The organism is Nocardiopsis algeriensis (genome assembly GCF_014203695.1).
GTDB lineage: Bacteria > Actinomycetota > Actinomycetes > Streptosporangiales > Streptosporangiaceae > Nocardiopsis > Nocardiopsis algeriensis.
In genome coordinates this window covers 88,605-109,288 of sequence record NZ_JACHJO010000011.1, presented here as the reverse complement: position 1 = coordinate 109,288, position 20,684 = coordinate 88,605, and the positions used below count along the sequence as shown (strand labels likewise).

The window sequence follows — 20,684 nt, the reverse complement described above, 5'->3', positions numbered from 1 at the left end:
CGTCCTGCCTTCCGTGTGCGGGAGGAACCTCACCGGTCCTCCACCTCGAAGTAGCCGTGCGCGCCATTCTCGGCGTGCCTGAAGTCGTGGTCGACGAACGGGTAGGTGCCCGCCTCCGGGAAGACGGTCTCCACGAACCCGCCCTGCGCGGGCGCCAGGTCCAGGGCCTGCGAACCGCCCGGGTCCTCCGGCCGCAGCAGGTAGTTCCCTTCCTTGTAGACGGTGTCGAAGCGCGCCCCGACGATGTGGAAGGCGGTTCCGCTGGAGGGCCCCGCGGCCACCACCCAGACACGCACCCGCTCGTCGACCTCGGCGGTCAGCGGGGCGTGGCCGTATCCGTTGGCCGATCCGTTGAAGACCCACGCGTCGGGCTCGGCCGCCGCGATCTTCTCCACCTGCTCGGCCCCGCCCGGTTCTCCCAGGTACAGCTCGCCCTGCACCAGAAGGTACTCGCGGTCCACCTCCGGCAGGTCCGGGGGGTCGACGACGACCGCGCCGTACATCCCGTTGCCCAGGTGGTGCGACATCGGCATGGTCGAGCAGTGGTAGAGCCAGGCCCCCGCCATGTCGGCGTGGAACCGGTAGGTGAGCTCCTCCCCGGGCGCGATGGTGCGCATCGGCTCGTCCGGTGCCAGCGATCCGGCGTGGAAGTCGATGCTGTGTCCCATGGTCCCGTCGTTGACCAGGGTGATCTCGAAGACGTCACCGAGCTTGCCGCGCAGCACGGGCCCCGGCACGGTTCCGCCGAAGGTCCACACCGGTTGGCGCACACCGGGGGCGACCTCGGACTCCGACTCGGTCACCACGATCTCCACCTCGTGGACCTCGCCGCCGGGCGCCGGCTCCAGCGCTGCCTCGAAGGGCTCCCAGCCCTCGGACCACTCGCCGCCCGGGTCGATGCCGCCGGAGGTGTCGCCGTGCGCGGCGTGCCCGCCGTGCTCCTCGCCTCCGGCGTCCGCACCGCCGGCCTCCGTGCCGCCCGCGTCGGCCAGGGCGACGTCGTCGCCGGTGGTCACCACGTTCATGGTCATCCCTGCGGCCCGGTGCCCCATGACCGTGCACCAGCCCTCCAAGGGGCCCGTCACCACACCCACCTCGAGGACGGCCTCCTCGCCGGGGGAGAGCAGCGGGGTCTGCACGCCGTTGCCCATGCGCAGGTCGTGCGGCTGGGAGTCGTTGTTGACGACCTCCAGCACGAGGCTGTCGCCCGGGTCGAGGCTGACGGTGCCGGGACTGATGGTCATGGCACCGAGGGACACCTCGACGGTGCGGGTCCGCCCCGTCGGTTCGACGCCCTCGGAGGTGCCGCCGCCGCTGAGGGCCAGCATCAGGGCCAGGGCGGTGGCCGCGGCTCCGGCGGTCGCTCCCATGGCCGTTGCGGAAGGGCGGGGCAGGTGCCCCGAGCGGATGACGGCCGTGGCGGCCAGGACCACGAAGGCCAGGACGGAGGCCGCCACCGCGACCCAGGCGAGGGTGCCCGCGACGCCGGGGAGCAGGGTCAGCAGGAGGGCGGTGTTGAGCACGGCCAGGCGTGCGGGCCACCACTTCTCGACGAGCCCGGAGTTGCGTATCAGCCTCTCGGGGCCTCCGCCCAGCACCACGGGGAGCAGGAAGGTGAGCGAGCCCAGCAGGATCTGCCCCGTGAACCCCACGAGGAAGACCGGAACGTAGGGCCTCAGCACCGTGTACACCTCGTGCGCCGGCACGAGGGAGATGACGGCGGCGTCGGCCACCAGCGCGACCGCGAACCACACCTGCGCGGCCAGCACCGTCCAGGAGGCGGCGGTGTGCGGCCTGCGCCGGAGGGCCACGCGCACCAGGGGCGCGGTGGCCGCCGCGAACGCCGCCGCGTAGACCAGCACGCCCGCGACCGCGGCCCACCGCCATCCGTGGGCGAGGCCGGCCACGGTGGCGGCCAGTCCCAGCGCGGCGGGCAGCAGCGTCCGGTGCGCCGTCTTCTCGCTGCCCTCCGCGACCCGCGTCCGCAGGAGGGTCGGCCAGAGGGTGAACAGCGTTCCGATGACGGCCAGGCCCACCCAGCCCAGCAGAGCGGCGTGCGCGTGCGCGGCGATGAGCTGCTCATGGGTCCGCGAGGACACCGAACCGAACAGCATGACGGCGCCCGGTACCGCTGCCACCACCAGGAACAGTCCGGCGGCGGTGTACCAGCGCGTCACATGGGCGAACCGGCCCCCCATCGCACTGCGGGCCCGCACCACCAGCCATCCGGTGTGCCAGGCGACCGTCCCGGCCACCACGGCCGCACCCGCCAGTGCCGTTCCCAGGACCGGTACGCCACCGGACGTGGTCGACAGCGCCACCGCCCCGGCGATCAGGGCCGCGATCCCCGCGTTCAGGACGGCCAGCCGGACGGACTGCATCCGCGCCGTGGGCTGCGCCATGCGCAGGAGGGCCACCGAGAAGTGCTCGGTCCAGGTGACGATCGCGTTGGTCACCGCTCCCAGCAGGAACAGGTGCACGGGCAGCCAGCGCGGGAGCCCCAGCCCCTCGCCGAACAGCAGCGCGAGCACGGCCAGCGCCGCCCAGGCCAGGACGACGGTGTTGGCGCGCGAGTGCCAGGAGGCCCGGGGCAGCGTCGGCGGCCTCGTGTGGCTCTCGATGCGGATCTGGACAGGAGGCATATCGGTTCCGTTCGGGTGGGTGGATCGCCCGTGGCCGAGGCGGCCGGATCAGGTGACCGCGGGTGGGGACGTCTTCGCGCGGCGGCGTGCGGGTCGCAGCTCCGCGACGCACCGGCCCGGTTCGGCGAAGGGGTGCAGCCCGACCGCCTCGATGGGCGCGCGCAGGCCGCTCAGGACCCCGCGCACCACGCCCAGGTGGACCCCGCAGACCACTTCGGGACAGGTCCGGGTCAGTTCTCCGAAGGGGCAGTGGTGCAGGACGATGCGGCGGCGGTCGGCCGTGGCGTAGGGCCGGAACCCGCACTCACGCAGGACCTCCACAACCCTGTGGACCGCCTCGTCGGCACTCACGGGGTGCTCCGGCCGACCGGAGATCCGCACCCCTTGCGCGTGCCCCGCCGCGATGGCGATCTGCGTCCGGTCACCGTCCATTCCGGAGATGTGGGCGACCAGGGCCTCGGCGAGGATCCGGTAGTCCCTCCAGCCGTTGTCCTTCTCCCGGGTGCTGTAGAGCATGCGGGGCCGCCCGGGACGGTCGCGGGACTCTGGTTCGACCGTCACGAGACCCCGTTCGGCGAGCAGCGCCAGATGAGCGCGGACGGTGTTGACGTGCAGTCCCACGGCTTCGGCGATGGCGCGGGTGTCCAGAGGCCGGTCCGACTGCCGGACCGTCTCCAGGACCGCGACCCGGCTCGCGTCGGCGAACACCCGGTGCTCGCCCGGGTCGATCGCTCTGTGCTCGGTCATATTGCGACGTTTACACGGTGCCAGTAGTAAATACAACGCCAGATGTCAATAAGGGCGAACAATGGGGCCAATTCCGAGCAGAAGGGGTCATCGGTCCCCTGTCTCCCAGGGCCTTCGCAGCTCAGAGGCGGACACATGCCCCTCACGACACGCCGATCTGCGCTGATGGGGTGGTGATGCAGGAGAAGACCGCACCCACACCCATCGGTCTCTCCGGAAAACCGAAGGAGAGAGGACCACCACGTGTCCCGCCGTAATCCGCGCAAAGAAGCCGAGAACGGGCCCGCACCGGGCCTGGACGGTCCGCTCTCGGAAGCCCTCCTCCGCACCCGGAGGTTCCTCAGCCCCGACGAGGTCTCCGAGGACCTGCGCACCGTCCACCGCGTGGGCGGCCGCGACGCCGACACCTTCTACCGGGACCGCTGGAGCCACGACAAGGTCGTGCGCTCCACGCACGGCGTCAACTGCACCGGATCGTGCTCCTGGAAGGTCTACGTCAAGGACGGGATCATCACCTGGGAGGGCCAGCAGACCGACTACCCGTCGGTGGGTCCCGACAAGCCCGAGTACGAACCGCGCGGCTGCCCCCGCGGCGCCGCGTTCTCCTGGTACACCTACTCGCCCACCCGCGTCCGCTACCCGTACGTGCGCGGTCTGCTGCTGGAGATGTACCGCGAGGCCAAGGAGCGCCTGGGCGACCCCGTCCTGGCCTGGGCCGACATCGTGAACGACCCCGAGCGCTCCCGCCGCTACAAGGCCGCCCGCGGCAAGGGCGGTCTGGTGCGCGCCACGTGGGAGGAGGCCCTGGAGATCGCGGCGGCCGCCCACGTCCACACGATCAAGGAGTACGGCCCCGACCGGGTCGCGGGCTTCTCCCCGATCCCCGCCATGTCGATCGTCTCCCAGGCGGTGGGGTCGCGGTTCTACGCCCTCATCGGCGGCGCGATGCTGTCGTTCTACGACTTCTACGCCGACCTGCCCGTCGCCTCCCCGCAGATGTTCGGCGACCAGACCGACGTCCCCGAGTCCGGTGACTGGTGGGACGCCGGCTACCTCGTCATGTGGGGGTCCAACGTCCCGGTGACCCGTACGCCGGACGCCCACTGGATGGCCGAGGCCCGCTACCGGGGCCAGAAGGTCGTCGTGGTCTCGCCCGACTACGCCGACAACGCCAAGTTCGCCGACGAGTGGCTGGCCGCCCGCCCCGGCACCGACGGCGCGCTGGCCATGGCCATGGGCCACGTGATCCTGCGCGAGTTCTTCGTCGAGCGCACCACGCCCTACTTCGACGGCTACGTGCGCCGCAACACCGACCTGCCCTTCCTGGTCCGCCTGGAGGACACCGGGGACGGCACCTACCGGCCGGGCAAGTTCCTCACCGCCGCCGACCTGGGCCAGGAGGGCGAGAACACCGCCTTCAAGACCGTCGTCGTCGACGAGGCCACCGGCGAGCCCGTCGTGCCCAACGGCTCCCTCGGCTTCCGCTACGGCAAGGAGGGCGAGGGCCGCTGGAACCTCGAACTCGGCGACATCCGGCCGCAGCTGACCCTCCACCCGGGTGAGGGGGAGGAGCCCGCCGAGGCCGCCGAGGTGGTCCTGCCCCGCTTCGACACCGGCCGCCCCGAGAGCCTGAGGCGCGGCGTCCCCGTCCGCAGGGTCGGCGGACACCTCGTCACCACCGTGTTCGACCTGCTCATGGCCCAGTACGGCGTGGGGCGCACCGGCCTGCCCGGCAGCTGGCCCGCCGACTACGACGACGCCGACCAGCCGGGCACCCCCGCCTGGCAGGAACTGCACACCGGGGTCCCGGCCGCCCGGGCCGCCCGCATCGCCCGCGAGTTCGCCGCCAACGCCGAGGAGTCGCGCGGCCGTTCCATGATCCTCATGGGCGCCGGCACCAACCACTGGTTCCACTCCGACACCATCTACCGCACCTTCCTCACCCTGACCACGCTCACCGGCTGCCAGGGGGTCAACGGCGGCGGCTGGGCCCACTACGTCGGCCAGGAGAAGTGCCGCCCGGTCACCGGTTACGGCCAGCTCGCCGGCGCACTGGACTGGGGGCGCCCGCCCCGGCAGATGATCCAGACCGCCTACTGGTACCTGCACACCGACCAGTTCCGCTACGACGCGTTCGGCGCCGACACGGTCACCTCCGCCGCCGGCGGCAAGGGCCTGTTCAAGGGCATGACCACCGCCGACGCCATCGCCCAGTCCGCCCGCATGGGATGGATGCCCTCCTTCCCGACCTTCGACCGCAACCCGCTGCGGATCAGCGAGGACGCCGCCGAGGCGGGACTCCCGGTCAACGAGTACGTGCCCCGCGAGCTCAAGGCCGGACGGCTCCGCTTCGCCGCCGAGGACCCCGACGCGCCCGAGAACACCCCGCGCGTCCTCACCGTGTGGCGGGCCAACCTGCTCGGCAGCTCCGCCAAGGGCAACGAGTACTTCCTCAAGCACCTGCTCGGCACCGACTCCTCACTGCGGGCCGAGGAGACCCCGCCCGAGGCCCGTCCCCGCGACGTGGTCTGGCGGGAGGAGGCACCCGAGGGCAAGCTCGACCTGCTGCTGTCCCTCGACTTCCGGATGACCAGCACCACGGTCTTCTCCGACGTCGTTCTCCCCGCCGCCACCTGGTACGAGAAGCACGACCTCAACACCACGGACATGCACCCCTTCGTGCACCCGTTCAACCCGGCCATCACGCCGCCGTGGCAGGCCCGCACGGACTTCGACTCCTTCCACTCCCTGGCGCAGAAGTTCGACGAGCTGGCCGCCGACCACCTGGGCACCCGGACGGACGTCGTCGCCGCGCCCCTGGCCCACGACACGCCCGACGAGATGGCCACCCCGCACGGCGCGGTCCGGGACTGGAAGGCCGGCGAGTGCGAGCCGGTCCCCGGCATCACCATGCCGCGCCTGGTCGAGGTGGAGCGCGACTACACCGCCATCGCCGCCAAGCTCACCTCGCTCGGCCCCCTCGCCGACAAGCTCGGCGCCACCACCAAGGGGATCACCTTCGACCTCACCAAGGAGATCGCCTACCTGGGCGAGAAGTGCGGCATCGTCCGGGGTGGCCCCGCCGACGGACGGCCCTCCCTGCGGCGCGACTCGGACATGTGCGAGGCCGTCCTGGCCCTGTCCGGAACCACCAACGGCCACCTGGCCACGCAGGGCTTCAAGACCCTGGAGAAGCGCACCGGCACGGAGCTGGCCGACCTGGCCGCCGAGCACGAGGGCAAGCAGATCACGTTCGCCGACGTGCAGGCCGCGCCGGTGCCGGTCATCACCTCGCCCGAGTGGTCGGGCAGCGAGACCGGCGGACGGCGCTACTCGCCCTTCACCATCAACGTCGAGCGCGCCAAGCCCTGGCACACCCTCACCGGCCGCCAGCACTTCTTCATCGACCACGACTGGCTCTCCGAGGCCGGCGAGTCCCTGCCGGTGTACCGGCCGCCGCTGGACATGAACGCCCTGTTCGCCGAACCCCGGATCGGTGAGGGCGACAGCAGCGCGGGCGTGGCCGTGCGCTACCTGACCCCGCACAACAAGTGGTCCATCCACTCCGAGTACCAGGACAACCTGCTCATGCTCAGCCTGTCCCGGGGCGGGCCCACGATCTGGATGAGCAAGCCCGACGCCGACCGGGCCGGGGTCAAGGACAACGACTGGGTGGAGGCGGTCAACCGCAACGGCGTCGTGGTGGCCCGTGCCGTGGTCACCCACCGCATGCCGGAGGGGACCGTGTACATGTACCACGCCCAGGACCGGCTCATCGACGTCCCGCTGTCGGAGGCCGCAGGCAAGCGCGGGGGCATCCACAACTCCGCCACCCGACTGCTGGTCAAGCCCACCCACCTCATCGGCGGCTACGCCCAGCTCTCGTACGCGTTCAACTACACCGGCCCCACCGGTAACCAGCGCGACGAGGTGACCGTGATCCGCCGCCGCTCCCAGGAGGTCGAGTACTGATGCGCGTCATGGCCCAGATGGCGATGGTGATGAACCTCGACAAGTGCATCGGGTGCCACACCTGCTCCGTCACCTGCAAGCAGACGTGGACCAACCGGGCCGGTATGGAGTACGCCTGGTTCAACAACGTCGAGACCCGACCCGGCCAGGGCTACCCCCGTACCTACGAGGACCAGGAGAAGTGGAAGGGCGGCTGGACGCGCCACCCGAACGGGCGCCTCTCGCTCAAGGCGGGCGGACGGCTCAAGAACCTGGCGACCATCTTCGCCAACCCGGTGATGCCCTCCATCCAGGACTACTACGAGCCCTGGACCTATGACTACCGGATGCTCACCAACGCCCCGCTCCAGGAGCACACCCCGGTGGCCCGGCCCAAGTCGCTGATCAGCGGCAAGGACATGCGGATCACCTGGAGCGCCAACTGGGACGACAACCTGGCGGGCGGCCCCGAGCTGGCCACGCAGGACCCGGTGCTGCGCAAGATGTCGGAGAAGGTCAAGCTCGAGTTCGAGCAGTCCTTCATGTTCTACCTGCCGCGCATCTGCGAGCACTGCCTCAACCCGGCCTGCGCGGCGGCCTGCCCCTCCGGCGCGATCTACAAGCGCAGCGAGGACGGCATCGTCCTGGTCGACCAGGACAAGTGCCGCGGCTGGCGCAAGTGCGTCACCGCCTGCCCCTACAAGAAGATCTACTTCAACCACAAGACCGGCAAGGCCGAGAAGTGCACCTTCTGCTACCCGCGCATCGAGGTGGGCATGCCGACGGTGTGCTCGGAGACCTGCGTGGGAAGGCTGCGCTACCTCGGGCTGGTGTTCTACGACGCCGACAAGGTCCTGGAGGCCGCCTCCGTCGAGGACGAGCACGACCTCCTCGACGCCCAGCGCGACCTCGTCCTCGACCCGAACGACCCCGAGGTCGTCCGGGCGGCCGAGAGCGAGGGCATCTCCCGGGACTGGATCGAGGCGGCCCAGCGCTCACCGATCTGGCAGCTCATCCACCGGTTCCGGGTCGCCCTGCCCCTGCACCCGGAGTACCGGACCATGCCGATGGTCTGGTACGTGCCGCCGCTGTCGCCGGTGGTCGACTCGGTCGCCCAGACCGGGTTCGACGGCGAGGACGGCGACAACCTGTTCGCCGCCATCGAGAGCCTGCGCATCCCCGTGGAGTACCTGGCCGAGCTCTTCACGGCGGGGGACCCCGCACCGGTCACCGAGGCGCTGCGGCGCCTGGCGGCCATGCGCTCCTACATGCGCGACGTCAACCTCGGACGGGAGAACCCCGACGCGTCGGTGGCCGAGGCGGTCGGCATGAGCGTCGAGGACGTCCACGACATGCACCGGCTCCTGGCCCTGGCCAAGTACGAGGACCGGTACGTCATTCCGGCCGCGCACACCGAGCAGGCCCACCGGCTGGAGGCCATCGCCACCGGCTGCAGCCTCGACGGCGAGGGCGGGCCGGGCATGGGCGGTCCGGGATCGTCCGGCGGCAAGGTCGGCCTGGGCATGCCGCGCCTGCGCCCGGGGAGCAAGCGGTGAACGTGCTGACGCGCCTGGCGCGCAAGGAGCAGGTCCCGGGCACCGCCCGGGACCGGGCCCTGGCCCGGCGGATCGCCGCGCTGGTGCTGGACCACCCCGACGAGCGGCTCCTGGCCGACCTGCCGGTACTGAGGCGGGCCGCCTCGGAGCTGCCCGAGCCGCTGCGCGAGGGCCTCCTGGAGACCATCGTCCACCTGGAGGGCAGCCCGCTGCCGGTCCTGGCCGAGGACTACGTCGAGATCTTCGACATCCAGCGGCGCTGCTGCCTTTACCTCACCTACTACGCCCACGGCGAGACCCGCAACCGCGGCGCGGCACTGCTGTCCTTCGCCAGCACCTACCGGACCGCGGGCTTCCTGCCGCCGACCGACGAGCTGTCCGACCACCTGTGCGTGGTGCTGGAGTTCGCCGCCACGGTCGACCCCGCCACCGGCGAGCGGCTGCTGCTGCGCTACCGGGCCGGCCTGGAACTCCTCCGGCTGGCCCTGCTGGAGGAGGAGTCCCCCTACGCGGGAGCGGTCGCCGCCGTGAGCGCCACCCTGCCCCCGCCGACCGACCGGGTCGCCCGATCCGTCGTCAAGCTCGCCGCCGAGGGGCCGCCCGGAGAGCAGGTCGGACTGGCCCCCTTCGCCCCCCAGGACACAGGGAGAGTGCCTCAGTGAACACGATCGACCTGGTGCTGTGGGTGATCGCCCCCTACACCTGCATCGCCGTCTTCGCGGTGGGCCACTACTGGCGCTACCGGTACGACCAGTTCGGCTGGACGACGCTGTCCTCGCAACTGCGGGAGAGCCGCCTGCTGCGCTGGGGCAGCCCCCTGTTCCACTTCGGGATCCTGGCGGTCATCGGCGGGCACGTGGTCGGCCTGTTCATCCCCAAGTCGTGGACCGCGGCCGTGGGCATCACCGACGAGATGTACCACGTCGGAGCGGTGGGCATGGGCCTGGTCGCCGGTGTGGCGACGGTGACCGGACTGGTCCTGCTGATCATCCGGCGCCGCCTGGTGGGTCCGGTCTTCCGGGTCACCAGCCGGATGGACAAGGCCATGTACCTGGCGCTGGGGCTGGTCATCCTCACCGGGATGATCAACACGGTCCACGGCAACATCATCGGCCACTACGACTACCGCGACGGCGTGGCGGTGTGGATGCGGGGCCTGTTCGTGTTCGACCTGCACCCGGAGCTGATGGCGAAGGCGCCGCTGAGCTTCCAGGCGCACACGGTCGCCGCCTACCTGCTCTTCGCCCTGTGGCCCTTCACCCGCCTCGTGCACGTCTTCAGCGCCCCTGTGGCCTACCTGTGGCGGCCCTATCTGCCCTACCGGTCCAGGGACACCGGGTTCGGCGGGCGGCGTGAGCGCCGCGGCTGGGAACGAATCGACGGGAGCACCCGATGAAGAGCGGTACCACGACCAACCTGGTGATGGCCACGGCGGCGTTCGCGCTCACGTTCTGGGCGTGGAACCTCGTCGGGCCGCTGGCCCCCTCCTACAGCGAGAACCTGGGGCTGAGCCCCACGCAGACCTCGGTGCTCATCGCGTTCCCGGTGCTCATCGGCGCCGTGGGCCGCATCCCGGTGGGCGCGCTGACCGACCGCTACGGCGGCCGCGTGATGATGGCGGCGGTGTGCTTCGTGTCGGTGCCGCCGGTGCTGCTGCTGGGCATGTTCAACGACTCCTACACGGCGCTGCTGGTGCTGGGCTTCCTGCTCGGCGTGGCCGGAACGTCGTTCGCGGTGGGTGTGCCGTTCGTCAGCCGCTGGCACGCGCCCGAGAAGCGCGGGTTCGCCACGGGCGTGTTCGGCGCGGGGATGGGCGGTACGGCCCTGTCCGCCCTGTTCACGCCCCGACTGGCCGAGTCGGTCGGCGTGTTGTGGACGCATGTGCTGATGGCCGCCGCCCTGGTCGTCATGGGTCTGGCGGTGCTGGCGGTGTGCCGCAACGCCCCTGACTGGGAGCCGTCGACCGACCCCGTGATGCCGCGCATCCGCAGCGCCCTGGGACTCAAGGCCACCTGGCAGAACGTGCTGCTGTACGCGGTCGCCTTCGGCGGCTTCGTGGCCTTCTCCACCTACCTGCCGACCCTGCTGGTCAACACCTACGAGTTCGCCAAGACCGACGCGGGTCTGCGCACGGCCGGGTTCGCGCTGGTCGCCGTGGCCGCGCGCCCGGCGGGCGGCATCCTGTCGGACAGGATCGGCCCGGTGAAGGTGTGCCTGACCTCGTTCCTCGGCACCTCGCTCATGGCTCTGGTCCTGCTGTTCGAGCCCCCGGCGGAGCTTCCGGCGGGCACGGTGTTCGTGCTGACGGCGGCCTTCCTCGGACTGGGGACGGGCGGCGTGTTCGCCCTCGTGGCCCAGCTCGTGGAGCCGCGCCAGGTCGGTACGGTCACCGGCCTGGTCGGCGCGGCCGGCGGCCTCGGCGGATACTTCCCACCGCTGCTGATGGGGATCGTGTACCAGTCCACCGGCGGCTACGCCCTCGGCTTCGGCCTGCTGGCGGCGGTCGCCCTCGGAACGGCCGCCTACACCGCCGCCGCGTTCCGGACGAGGAGAGCGGTACCCGCCTGAGAGCAGGGCGCCCCGGAGCGGCCGACCGCTCCGGGGTCCTTTCCGTCCGGGACGTCCTTCCTCCGGGGGACACTCTTCCGGGAGAGCGTCCCCGCGCGGGAAGGAGACCGCATGCCGTTCCTGATCGCCACGGAGCCGGCGGACCCCGGCCGCCCCAACGAGGACTTCGCCGCGGCCGGAGAGCGCTGCGCGGTGGTTCTGGACGGGGTGACCGAGGCCGCCGGCAGCGGCTGCTCCCACGGCGTGGCCTGGTACGTGCGGCGGCTCGGCGCACTGCTGCTGGCCGGAGCCGACACCGGGCTCCCCCTGCGCGAGGCGCTGGCGGAGGCGATCCGGGACGCCACCGCGCTGCACGCCGGCAGCTGTGACACGTCCCTCCAGGAGACGCCGTCCGCCACGGTGCTGGCGGTGCGGGTGGGTGAGAAGGGGACCGAATACCTTGTGCTGTCGGACTCGGTGCTGCTGGCCGAGACCCCGGAGGGGGTCCGGGTCGTGGCCGACACCCGCCTGGAGGAGCTGCGTGCCGAAATTTCCCGGCGCGGCGGGGCGCCCGGTGCGATCGGGACCCTGCGCAACGTGCCGGGAGGGTTCTGGACGGCCGGATCCGACCCGCGTGCGGCAGAGGAGGCACTCACCGGAACACTGCCTCCGGGCCGGCTGGCCCTGCTCACCGACGGGGCCTCCCGAGGGGTGGAGGTGTTCGGCGACCACGACTGGGGCCAGGCGTTCGCCCTGGTGGCGGACAGCGGACCGCGGGCGCTCCTGGACCGGGTGCGCGCCTTGGAGGAGGCCGATCCCGAACAGCGCCTCCATCCTCGCGGCAAGGTGCGTGACGACGCGACCGCGGTGCTCTGGAATCCGGGTTGCGGTCGGTCCTGATCCGAGGCCAGGCCCTCCCTCTGTCCCGAAAGTGAAGAACGTCATACATATTCACCGGGGGTGGTACAAGGGTCTCGAATTCAGGACGGGAGGAAGTTTTCCCTGGCCTTCAGGCCACATTCGACATACTTTTTCAGGAAAGTCAGACAGGAGCCCGGGTACCGGCGCGGACGGGACGGAACGACACCGGGAGCCCCTGACAGCAGGCACTTTCACTTGTCGTGATCATCCGGTAGATTTCCGTGTAACCGATCGACCGGAGCCGCTTCCCGGCCCGGTTCGGATCGTTCTCCCCCGCTTCCCCGCCGCGCGTGCGGCGCACATGCGGTCGTTATGTGGAAGAACGTCGAAGACCCTGTTCCCCGAGGAGAAAAGGAGACGGTGTGAGTCCCACGGGCGTCCTTGAGCCGACCGGCCCGAACCGTGCCCTCGGCGGCACGAGATGGCTGGACCATTTCCTCTCCACCCCTGTCAGCGCGCCCGTCGAGCGTCCCCGGGCGCTCCGCGACCGCGACGGTTACGACCGGCGGCCCAACCCCCTCCACGCCCGCACCACCGCCGAGTTCCTCCTGACGATGCGCCGCTACGTCGTCTGGACGGGTGACTGGTCCTACCGCGAGCTGGAGTACCTGTGCGGCGGAGCGGTCAAGAGCACCACCTTCCAGGAGGTCCTGGAGGGCGACCAGCTGCCCCGCTACGTGTTCCTGATGGCCTTCGTCACCGCGTGCGCCGGCGAGGACGAGGCGGAGCGGCAGCGATGGGTCACCGCCTGGCGCAGGCTGCGCGCCTCCTAGGCTCTGTTTTTTTGGATGCTCTCGCCGTATCGGCGGAGCCGATCCCCCGGCGAACGGTCGGCCAGGTGCTCCCTTGCGAGGCGGGGAGCGCAGCTCAGCCTGGTGGGCTTGGCAAGCTCTCCGACGCGGCAAGGGGGCACCTGGCGGCTGTGCAGCCCGAGATGGTCCAAAAAACAGGTCCCGGTCGTACCGGCCGCGGCGAACAAGACCGCCGGTACGAGCACGCCCCGGGCCCAGGCCCGGTCTCATGAGCGGCGACCTGCCCGCTGCCCGGATCGGGTACCGCGAGGGCGGAGATGCCCGCGCCTTCCTCCGGGCGGATGCACCGAGAGGCCGTTCACCCCGGCCGGGGAAGGGACTCGGCCGCCAGGATCCTGATCACGCCGTGCCCCCTCGCCCCGGGCCCGGGTCAGGAGGTACTGCGGGGCATGCTGTCAGGGGCCCTCCTGGAGCTCCCATTCCTCCACGTCGTCGCCGTCCTTGACCGTCAGGGTCTGCCCGTCCTCGGAGAGGGTCGCGTTGAGGTCCGGCAGGGAGACGACGCACTGGGTGAAGGCGAGAACGTAGGAGCCGTTCCCGAACGGCGACGCGTCCCCGGTGCAGTAGTAGGGGCCGGTCTCCAGGGAGACGACCCCGTGGGGGTAGATCGAGAGCGTCGGCCGTGCACCGTTCTCGTCCTCGGGTCCCCGCCAGGTGCCTTCGAGGGGGTGGGGAGCCTCGGCCCCCGCTGCCGGAGAGGCCTCGGCGAGGTTGGGGGACGACTGCTCCGAAGGAGCGGAGGAGGGAAGGTCGGCGGTAGAACCGCCGGGTCCTCCACAGGCGGTCACCGTGCAGAGGGCGGCAAGGGTGAGGGCGAGCCTTGAGCGCTTCATTCGGTTCTCCGGTGATGGCCACCTGCTGTCCGGGAGAACCCGGGCAGGTTTTTCTGAATTGCGGAAAGAGCGTGCTCAGACTATCCCTGCTTCGGAAGAAGGAACCGGATTCAGCCACCAAGAGTGATGTGACATATGCAAACCCGTGGGAAGCGAGGGGATTTTATCGCTGTGAACTCGCGAAACGTCCTCTCTTTGCCCAAGTGGCCGGAACCGGCCAACTGTAAGGGCTTCCAGGGGTCGAGCCGCTGTGGCATGTGTGCTTCGGATACCTCCGGCAGGACGCGGCCGCCGTTCCGCGAAAAGCGGAAACGCCCGGACCCGATCGCGGCTGGTCACGAATGTGCGCCTTTTCCTCTCCGGCCCCGGAGGGGCCGGGTTCAGCCGGGGAAGAGGTTCAACTCGTACGCGACGATTGGGACGGACAGCGCCGCCACGGCCATCTGCAGGAAGATCGCCCAGACGCGCAGGATGACTCGGGGGTCTCTCTGCGAGAGCTCTTGTTCCGAGGCGCGCCTGATGGCGTTTCCGTGGCCGAGGAGACCGAGTTCGAAGACCAGCAGGAGGTAGGACGCGAGCAGCAGGGCGGAGGACACCATCGGCCCCGGGGGCAGGTGCCGGAAGCCGAGCAAGCACAGCAGGGGCAGGGTCGTCACCATGACCAGCGCGGGAAGGCGTACCCGGTGTCGCCTGCCAGGGGAGTACCAGGAGGTGGCGAGCAGGAAGAGGAATGCTGCCGGCACGGCGTAGACGACCGCGAAGAAGAACGGAGAGGTGTCGGCAATGGGGAACACGGTGGCTCTTTCCGTCGCGAGGTCAGCCGGGGATGTGGAAACCGGGGACGAGATCCCAGTGCCCGGCAGCGAGCGCGATGAGCACCGCCGCCGCGGACATCTGCAGGACGGCGACCCAGGAACGCCTCCTGACCCGCGGGTCGTCCTGCGAGAGCCCTTGCTTTCCGGCCTTCCTGAGGAAGCTCCCGTGGCCGAGGAGGCCGAGTGAGACGACCAGCAGGATGTAGGTCGAGAACACCAGCGCTGCGGACAGCCTCGGCCCCGGAGGCAGTTCCGAGTAGCCGAGCCAGGACATCAGCGAGAAGAACGACGCGATCAGCACGCCGCCGACCGCGAACCACCATCTGTGCCGGGTGATCAGAGAGGCGAGGACCGCGAGCATGATCGCCGCCGCCAGGGCGTGGACGACCGCGAGAAACGCCGGAGGGGTGTCGGCGAGGGGGAACATGGGGCCCTTTCCACCGGGTCGCGCTGCCCGGAGTGTTTCCGTTCCCCTTCAGACCCTCCGCAACCGCCGCTGGTTCCCCGGTTCGGGCCGGAGGAGGGCGGGCGCGCTACAGGGCGTGCAGCGCCGTGATCTCCGAGGAGTGCCCGAAACTGCCGGGTCGGTAGGCGCACCAGGGGTCTTCCGCGTAGGGGTCGCCGCTCAGGGCGAAGGCACGTGAGCGCGAACCGCCGCAGAGGGAGCGGAACTCGCAGGCCCCGCAGCGCCCCTTCAGCTGCCCGGTGTCGCGCAACCCGGTGAACAGCGGCGAGGACCGGTAGATCCTCCCCAGCTCCTCACCGCGCACGTTGCCCGCCGAGAACGGCAGGAAGCCGCTGGGGTGCACCTCCCCCCGGTGGGAGACGAACACGAAGCCGCGGGCCGCGTTGACGTCCATGGGCGGGCGCCGGACCCGGCGCCGCGGCAGGTCCAGGGCGTCCAGCCGCCTTCGCAGGTCCGTGTACAGCGGCCCCAGACCCAGGGCGGAGACGTGGTCCGCGCCGCGCCGCTCGAGGACCTCGCGCTGGAGGACGACACGGCGGAAGTGGTGCGCCTCGGTCGTGCGGGCGGGGACGAAGGCGCCCGCGTCGTGGACGAAGTTCAGCACGTCCTCGACCTGGTGCGGTTCGAGCCCGGGGAGCAGGCGGCCGCGGCCGGTCGGTACCAGCACGAAGGCGCTCCACGTGGTCGCGCCCAGGTCGTGCACCATGCGGACGATCTCCGGGAGGTCGGTGAGGTTGTGCCCGGTCACGGTCGTGTTGATCTGCACTCTCAGGCCCAGCTCCCGGGCCGCACGCCAGGCGTCCACCGTCCAGTCGTACACGCGGGGCGTCGCCCGGAAGGCGTCGTGGATCTCCGCCGTCGACCCGTCCAGGCTCAGGGAGAGGGCCCGGGCGCCGGCCTCCTTGAGGCGCACCAGGCTCTCGCGGGTCAGCGTCGGGGTCCCGGAGGGGGAGACGGCGACGGGGAGGCCGATCTCCGACCCGTGGCGCACCAGGGAGTACAGGTCCGGGCGCTGGAAGGGATCGCCGCCGGTGATGACGAAGAGCGGGGAAGGCGGACCCAGGGCCACCACCTGCTCCATGAGCAGGCGTGCCTCTTCCTCGGTGAGTTCACCCCTGTCCCGGTCCGGACGCGCCTCGGCGCGGCAGTGCAGGCAGGCCAGGGGGCACGCCTGCGTGGCCTCCCAGATGACGATGAAGGGGCGCTCGGCCGTGTCGTGGCGAGGTGTGCGTATGTGGCTCATGTTCATCTCACATCGGTGGTGGACCGCGCGTGCAGGGAGACACCCGCGGCGCACAGCGCGAAGACGAGCAGCGCCGCCCCGCTGACCGCGCCGCCGGCCACGCGCAGCTCCGCCGCTCCGGTCAGGCCTCCGAGGATCCGCGCGGCGAGAGCGGTGTGCAGCAGGACGAGGGGGCCGTACAGCACGGGGTGGTAGGGCAGACGCACCCGCAGGACCGCGGGCAGAATCACCGGCGCGTGGCCGAAGACCATGGAGACCGCGAAACCGAGGAACAGGGCGTGCAGCGCCGCGTCGTAGCCGTCCCCGTTCGCGGGTACGCCCTGGACGGCCCACAGGAGCCCGGCCACCGCCAGCCAGGCGTATCCGGCCAGGAGGCACACGGCGGTGTAGCGCGGCAGACCGCGTGAGCGCACGGTGCGGCGGGCGACGTCGTGGACGGCCAGCCACGCCGCCAGGCCGAGCATGGCCGTTCCGGCGATGCGCCATCCGGCCTCCGGCAGGAGCAGCGACGTCACGGCTCCGGCCCCGAGCAGGGACGCGAGCGCGGTCACGACCGCACCCGTTCCGCGCCGGGCCAGGGTGATCCGCGCCAGTTCGAGCCGTTCGCCGACGATGGTGAGCACGAGGAAGGCAGCCAGCCACGGCACCATGTCGAGGACCTCGCCGCCGCGCAGCCACAGCAGGCCGCCGACGTACCACGCGAGCGCTCCTGCCGCCTCCACGGCCGTCTCCCGGCAGAGGCGGCGGTGCAGCAGGACGAGGTAGACGGCCACCAGCCATCCGCCGGCCGAGGTGAGCAGCACGCGGCCCGGCTGGTCGAACCCGGAGGCGACGGTGATCGCACCCAGGGCGGAGAGCGCCGGAGCCGCATAGCCCCACGGCAGCGCCAGGGCGACCGCGCGTTCGAGGCTGATGAGAGTGCCGAGGAAACCGAGGGCCATCAGAGGCCCGTGCTGGGCGGCGAAGGACACAGGAGGAGGCGGTACCTCCGCCCCCAAAAGCCCCAGCCCGCCCCACATTCCCGCGGCCAGGGACAGCGCCGCGCCCGCGAACAGGGGGAGGCGCCTCAGCCCGGTCATGCGCGCGGCGGTCCGTGCCGGGCCCGTCGCGGTTTTTCCCTCGCGTCGGTGCGCGTCGACACGCACCCGCCGGATCCCTGGGCCCTTGCCGCCTCCGCTGTCTTCCACGCCTTGATTTTGCATGATGTACGTTGTAATTACAACGGAGGTAGTAAAAAAGGTCCGGTGCGGCCGGAAGACAGATCGGAACAGCCATGACACTCTCCGCGAGAGCTCCCCACGACGCCGGCAGCCGCCAGGACGCCACGGTCGCGGCGATCCGCTCCCACCACGGGCGGATCGGCCGGACGGTGGCCGACCACGCCCTGACCGTCCAGAACGCCATCGACCGGCTCTCGTCTCCCGCGGAGCGGCGCGACCAGCTGCTCGACTACTGCGTCACCGAGGTCCTCCCGCACGCGGAGGCGGAGGAGGCCGTCCTGTACAAGGCGGCGGGGCAGCACGACCACCTGCGCCTTCTGGTGAAGGCCATGTGCGACGAGCACGTGCTCCTGCGCGGCCTCGTCGACCGGCTCGCCGCCGCACGGACCCCGGCGGAGGTCGGCGGAGCGGCCGCGGCGCTCGATGCGCTGCTGCGGTCCCACCTCGACAAGGAGAACGACGTCCTGCTGCCCGCCCTGGTCGACGCGGGCACCGATCTGGCCGCCCTGCTGGAGGGGATGCACGAGATCCTCGGCCCGGACGCGGAGGAGGCCGAGGGCGGCTGTGCCTGCGGCGGCTGCGGGTGCGGAGCGGCAGAGGCGTACCCGGCCGACGGCGCCGACGGCACCGGTGGGGCGGACGAGCTGGACGTACGGGTGCTGCCCCACGCCCAGCGCCACGAGCGGATCTTCGCCACGTTCGCGGCTCTGGCGGTCGGCACGTCCTTCGTCCTGGTCAACGACCACGACCCCCGGCCGCTCTACAACCAGTTCGCGGCCAGGTTCCCGGGGGAGTTCTCGTGGGAGTACCTGGAGACGGGACCGCGCGAGTGGCGGGTGCGCGTCGGCCGCCTCTGACCTGGGGGAAGTACCCGGCCCGGGGGTGCGCGGCGGCGCACCCCCGGGCGGTCAGTCCGCCTCGTCGCCGTCCGTGCGCAGCTCGGTGATGCACCGGTCGTTCTCGGCGAACGGACGCAGGCGCACGGCCTGGACGGGTGCGCTCATCTCGGCCAGCGCACCCTGCATGATGCCCAGGTGTACGCCGCACACGATGTCGGGGTTGGCCTCGGCGAGTTCCCGGAACGGGCAGTGGTGCAGGTCGATGCGGGTGCCGCCGTCGCGGGAACGGGGCCTGAACCCGGCCTCGTCCAGGAGCCGCACGACCGTGTCGACCGCGGAGGAGGCGTCCGTCCGGGGAAACGGCCGCTCCCCGCGCACGCTGCGCTGCCCGTAACCGCGTCCGGCGGCGACGGCGGACGCCGCCTGGTCGTCGCTGTGTTCGGAGAGGTAGGCGACCAGCGTCTCGGCGAGCAGCCGGTAGTTGCGGGTGTCACCGCTGTCGACGTCGGCCGCGGAATAGAGCACACGGGGGCGGCCCGGGCGGCTCCGCTCCTCGGGGGAGCCCACCGCGAAGCCGTGCTCGGTGAGAATGGCCAGGTGGGAGCGCACGGTGTTGGCGTGCAGCCCCACCTCCTCGGCGAGCTCCCGGACGGACATCGGTTCCTCCGACCTGCGGAGAGTCTCGAGGACGGCCACCCGGCTCAGGTCGGCGAACACCCGGTGTACGCCCGGGTCGATGCTGCTGTTGTCACGGTGATCAGCCACGCTTCGAGTTTGCACGGCAGCCAGTGTAAATACAACTCATGACGTGAAAACCCGACCCGCGTCGACAGCCGGAGGACGCCGCGATCCGTCCGTGCCACGCCTGTACGGCACAGGAGCAGAGTCGGACACGCCTGCCGGCGCGGTATGCCCGGTGGGCGCAGCGGTCACCCCCCCGTGCTCGGTGTCGAACGACTCCCGGGCGCGCTCCACCTCCGGCATGTTCACCGTCGCCCAGGTCAGGAGTGCGTCGATGAGGTCCTGGAGGGTCTTCCCCAGCGCGGAGATGCGGTACTCGACGGCGACCGGGCGGGTGGTGATCACTAGCCGGTCCACCATGCCGTTGCGTTCGAGCCGGCGCAGCGAAGCCGTCAGGGACTTCTGCGAGACGGTCGGGATCGCGCGGCGCAGTTCGTTGAAGCGCCGAGGTCTCTCGCAGAGCTTGTCCAGCACCAGCAGCGACCACTTGTCGAGCACCTGGTCCAGCAGCTCGCGGTGCTCGCGGGAGATCTGTGAGTGGCCGCCCTCGGCCGTGGTGGTTTCGTCCATGACACCTGGTCTCGTTGAAGTTCCTTTTCTCCCCCAGGTATACATCCGATACCTGGTGTTTGAAGAAAGGGCATTCCGTGACCGTTGAACTTTCCACCCCGGAGGGCATGTTCCAGCCGGTTCCCTACCACCACGTCTCGGTCGCCACCGGGACGCGACATGTCCACATCGCCGGCCAGATCGCGCGTGACGAACACGGGAACAAGGTCGCCCCGGGAGACCTGGCAGGCCAGCTCGCCCATGCCCTGCGCAACACGGCACGGGGCCTGGCCGGCGCGGGGGCGAGCTTCTCCGACGTCGTGCGCCTCCGGTTCTTCGTCACCGACTGGAAGCCGGAGAAGTACACCGACTTCATGGCGGGCATCGAGAGCGTCGCCGACGAGTTGGGCATCCCCCGGCCGCTGCCGCCGCTCTCGGCGATCGGTGTGGACTACCTCTTCGAGCCCGACGTATTGGTGGAGGTCGAGGCGGAAGCGATCCTCGACTGAGACCGGTACCGGCGGAGTCCTTCGGGCCGGGCCCCGCCCGAAGCGGCTCGCTGTTTCCCGGGGATGCCGTCCTCGTTCGAGGACACTTCTCCCTTGTCCTCGAACGAGGACGGAGGATGGGCGATGCCGGAAGAGTTCGCCTTGACAGGTACGAAGTGAACGATTCCCCTGCCGACCCCAGGAACGTGCTGCTCGGCCGGGTTCGAGAGCTGGACGGCGGGCGTGTCCCGGCGCTGCTCCGGTCCAGTACACGCCGGTGCGGCTGTGGACCACAGGTTGCTCACTAGGTTGCT

General features: G+C 70.9%; 17 protein-coding genes and 1 pseudogene. 9 read left to right on the top strand and 9 right to left on the bottom strand.

The window, feature by feature from the left end; all coding sequences use genetic code 11:
- Positions 1-29 precede the first annotated feature (29 nt).
- Positions 30-2,642, bottom strand: a complete 2,613-nt coding sequence (locus FHS13_RS17950) for a multicopper oxidase domain-containing protein (RefSeq protein ID WP_184293100.1) — start codon at positions 2,640-2,642, stop codon at positions 30-32.
- A gap of 48 nt (positions 2,643-2,690) precedes the next feature.
- Positions 2,691-3,389, bottom strand: a complete 699-nt coding sequence (locus FHS13_RS17945) for a helix-turn-helix transcriptional regulator (RefSeq protein WP_184293099.1) — start codon at positions 3,387-3,389, stop codon at positions 2,691-2,693.
- 243 nt (positions 3,390-3,632) lie between these two features.
- Here FHS13_RS17945 and FHS13_RS17940 point away from each other — a divergent pair, with 243 nt between their 5' ends.
- From FHS13_RS17940 to FHS13_RS17910, 7 genes are all read left to right on the top strand, one after another.
- Positions 3,633-7,361 (top strand): nitrate reductase subunit alpha, encoded by a 3,729-nt coding sequence (locus FHS13_RS17940; protein WP_184293098.1) that lies wholly within the window; start codon positions 3,633-3,635, stop codon positions 7,359-7,361.
- The gene (gene narH, locus FHS13_RS17935) at positions 7,361-8,896 is read left to right on the top strand and encodes a nitrate reductase subunit beta (RefSeq protein ID WP_184293097.1); all 1,536 of its coding nucleotides are present in this window, start codon (positions 7,361-7,363) and stop codon (positions 8,894-8,896) included. Before FHS13_RS17940 ends, narH begins: the two co-directional genes overlap by 1 nt.
- The gene (narJ, locus tag FHS13_RS17930; RefSeq protein ID WP_184293096.1) at positions 8,893-9,558 is read left to right on the top strand and encodes a nitrate reductase molybdenum cofactor assembly chaperone; all 666 of its coding nucleotides are present in this window, start codon (positions 8,893-8,895) and stop codon (positions 9,556-9,558) included. Before narH ends, narJ begins: the two co-directional genes overlap by 4 nt.
- Positions 9,555-10,292 (top strand): respiratory nitrate reductase subunit gamma, encoded by a 738-nt coding sequence (narI, locus tag FHS13_RS17925; protein ID WP_343065073.1) that lies wholly within the window; start codon positions 9,555-9,557, stop codon positions 10,290-10,292. The genes narJ and narI overlap by 4 nt, the downstream gene beginning before the upstream one ends.
- The gene (locus FHS13_RS17920) at positions 10,289-11,464 is read left to right on the top strand and encodes an MFS transporter (RefSeq protein ID WP_184293095.1); all 1,176 of its coding nucleotides are present in this window, start codon (positions 10,289-10,291) and stop codon (positions 11,462-11,464) included. Before narI ends, FHS13_RS17920 begins: the two co-directional genes overlap by 4 nt.
- A 111-nt stretch (positions 11,465-11,575) precedes the next feature.
- Positions 11,576-12,343, top strand: coding sequence for a protein phosphatase 2C domain-containing protein (locus FHS13_RS17915; protein WP_184293094.1), 768 nt, complete (start codon positions 11,576-11,578; stop codon positions 12,341-12,343).
- A 383-nt stretch (positions 12,344-12,726) separates the two neighbouring features.
- Complete coding sequence (locus tag FHS13_RS17910; protein WP_184293093.1) at positions 12,727-13,137, top strand: hypothetical protein; 411 nt, start codon at positions 12,727-12,729, stop codon at positions 13,135-13,137.
- Positions 13,138-13,571: 434 nt separating this feature from the next.
- Here FHS13_RS17910 and FHS13_RS17905 read toward each other — a convergent pair whose 3' ends face one another.
- From FHS13_RS17905 to FHS13_RS17885, 5 genes are all read right to left on the bottom strand, one after another.
- Positions 13,572-14,009 (bottom strand): hypothetical protein, encoded by a 438-nt coding sequence (locus tag FHS13_RS17905; protein ID WP_184293092.1) that lies wholly within the window; start codon positions 14,007-14,009, stop codon positions 13,572-13,574.
- 380 nt (positions 14,010-14,389) lie between these two features.
- Positions 14,390-14,803 carry a hypothetical protein gene (locus tag FHS13_RS17900; protein WP_184293091.1) on the bottom strand — a complete coding sequence of 138 codons (414 nt, stop codon included), beginning with the start codon at positions 14,801-14,803 and terminating at the stop codon, positions 14,390-14,392.
- Between the two features lie 22 nt (positions 14,804-14,825).
- Entirely contained in the window at positions 14,826-15,251 is a 426-nt protein-coding gene (locus FHS13_RS17895) for a hypothetical protein (protein ID WP_184293090.1), read from the bottom strand.
- 106 nt (positions 15,252-15,357) lie between these two features.
- The gene (locus FHS13_RS17890) at positions 15,358-16,533 is read right to left on the bottom strand and encodes a TIGR04053 family radical SAM/SPASM domain-containing protein (RefSeq protein WP_246405407.1); all 1,176 of its coding nucleotides are present in this window, start codon (positions 16,531-16,533) and stop codon (positions 15,358-15,360) included.
- A 2-nt stretch (positions 16,534-16,535) separates the two neighbouring features.
- Complete coding sequence (locus FHS13_RS17885; protein ID WP_221443148.1) at positions 16,536-17,720, bottom strand: hypothetical protein; 1,185 nt, start codon at positions 17,718-17,720, stop codon at positions 16,536-16,538.
- An 86-nt stretch (positions 17,721-17,806) separates the two neighbouring features.
- Between FHS13_RS17885 and FHS13_RS17880 the strand changes: the two genes are divergently transcribed.
- On the top strand, positions 17,807-18,610 hold the full coding sequence (locus tag FHS13_RS17880; protein WP_184293089.1) for a DUF2249 domain-containing protein: 804 nt from the start codon (positions 17,807-17,809) through the stop codon (positions 18,608-18,610).
- A gap of 51 nt (positions 18,611-18,661) precedes the next feature.
- Here FHS13_RS17880 and FHS13_RS17875 read toward each other — a convergent pair whose 3' ends face one another.
- Both FHS13_RS17875 and FHS13_RS17870 read right to left on the bottom strand, forming a co-directional pair.
- Positions 18,662-19,357, bottom strand: a complete 696-nt coding sequence (locus FHS13_RS17875) for a helix-turn-helix transcriptional regulator (protein ID WP_343065072.1) — start codon at positions 19,355-19,357, stop codon at positions 18,662-18,664.
- 177 nt (positions 19,358-19,534) lie between these two features.
- Positions 19,535-19,903 (bottom strand): annotated as a pseudogene (locus FHS13_RS17870) (winged helix-turn-helix transcriptional regulator); the annotation flags it as partial.
- Between the two features lie 77 nt (positions 19,904-19,980).
- Between FHS13_RS17870 and FHS13_RS17865 the strand changes: the two are divergent.
- Entirely contained in the window at positions 19,981-20,391 is a 411-nt protein-coding gene (locus FHS13_RS17865; protein ID WP_184293087.1) for a Rid family hydrolase, read from the top strand.
- The last annotated feature ends 293 nt before the right edge of the window (positions 20,392-20,684 follow it).

Bases quoted from the DNA above. Each gene is read 5' to 3' on its own strand.
- FHS13_RS17950 (WP_184293100.1), bottom strand. From the start codon at position 2,642: ATGCCTCCTGTCCAGATCCGCATCGAGAGCCACACGAGGCCGCCGACG.
- FHS13_RS17945 (WP_184293099.1), bottom strand. From the start codon at position 3,389: ATGACCGAGCACAGAGCGATCGACCCGGGCGAGCACCGGGTGTTCGCC.
- narH (WP_184293097.1), top strand. From the start codon at position 7,361: ATGCGCGTCATGGCCCAGATGGCGATGGTGATGAACCTCGACAAGTGC.
- FHS13_RS17920 (WP_184293095.1), top strand. From the start codon at position 10,289: ATGAAGAGCGGTACCACGACCAACCTGGTGATGGCCACGGCGGCGTTC.
- FHS13_RS17915 (WP_184293094.1), top strand. From the start codon at position 11,576: ATGCCGTTCCTGATCGCCACGGAGCCGGCGGACCCCGGCCGCCCCAAC.
- FHS13_RS17905 (WP_184293092.1), bottom strand. From the start codon at position 14,009: ATGAAGCGCTCAAGGCTCGCCCTCACCCTTGCCGCCCTCTGCACGGTG.
- FHS13_RS17895 (WP_184293090.1), bottom strand. From the start codon at position 15,251: ATGTTCCCCCTCGCCGACACCCCTCCGGCGTTTCTCGCGGTCGTCCAC.
- FHS13_RS17890 (WP_246405407.1), bottom strand. From the start codon at position 16,533: ATGAGCCACATACGCACACCTCGCCACGACACGGCCGAGCGCCCCTTC.
- FHS13_RS17880 (WP_184293089.1), top strand. From the start codon at position 17,807: ATGACACTCTCCGCGAGAGCTCCCCACGACGCCGGCAGCCGCCAGGAC.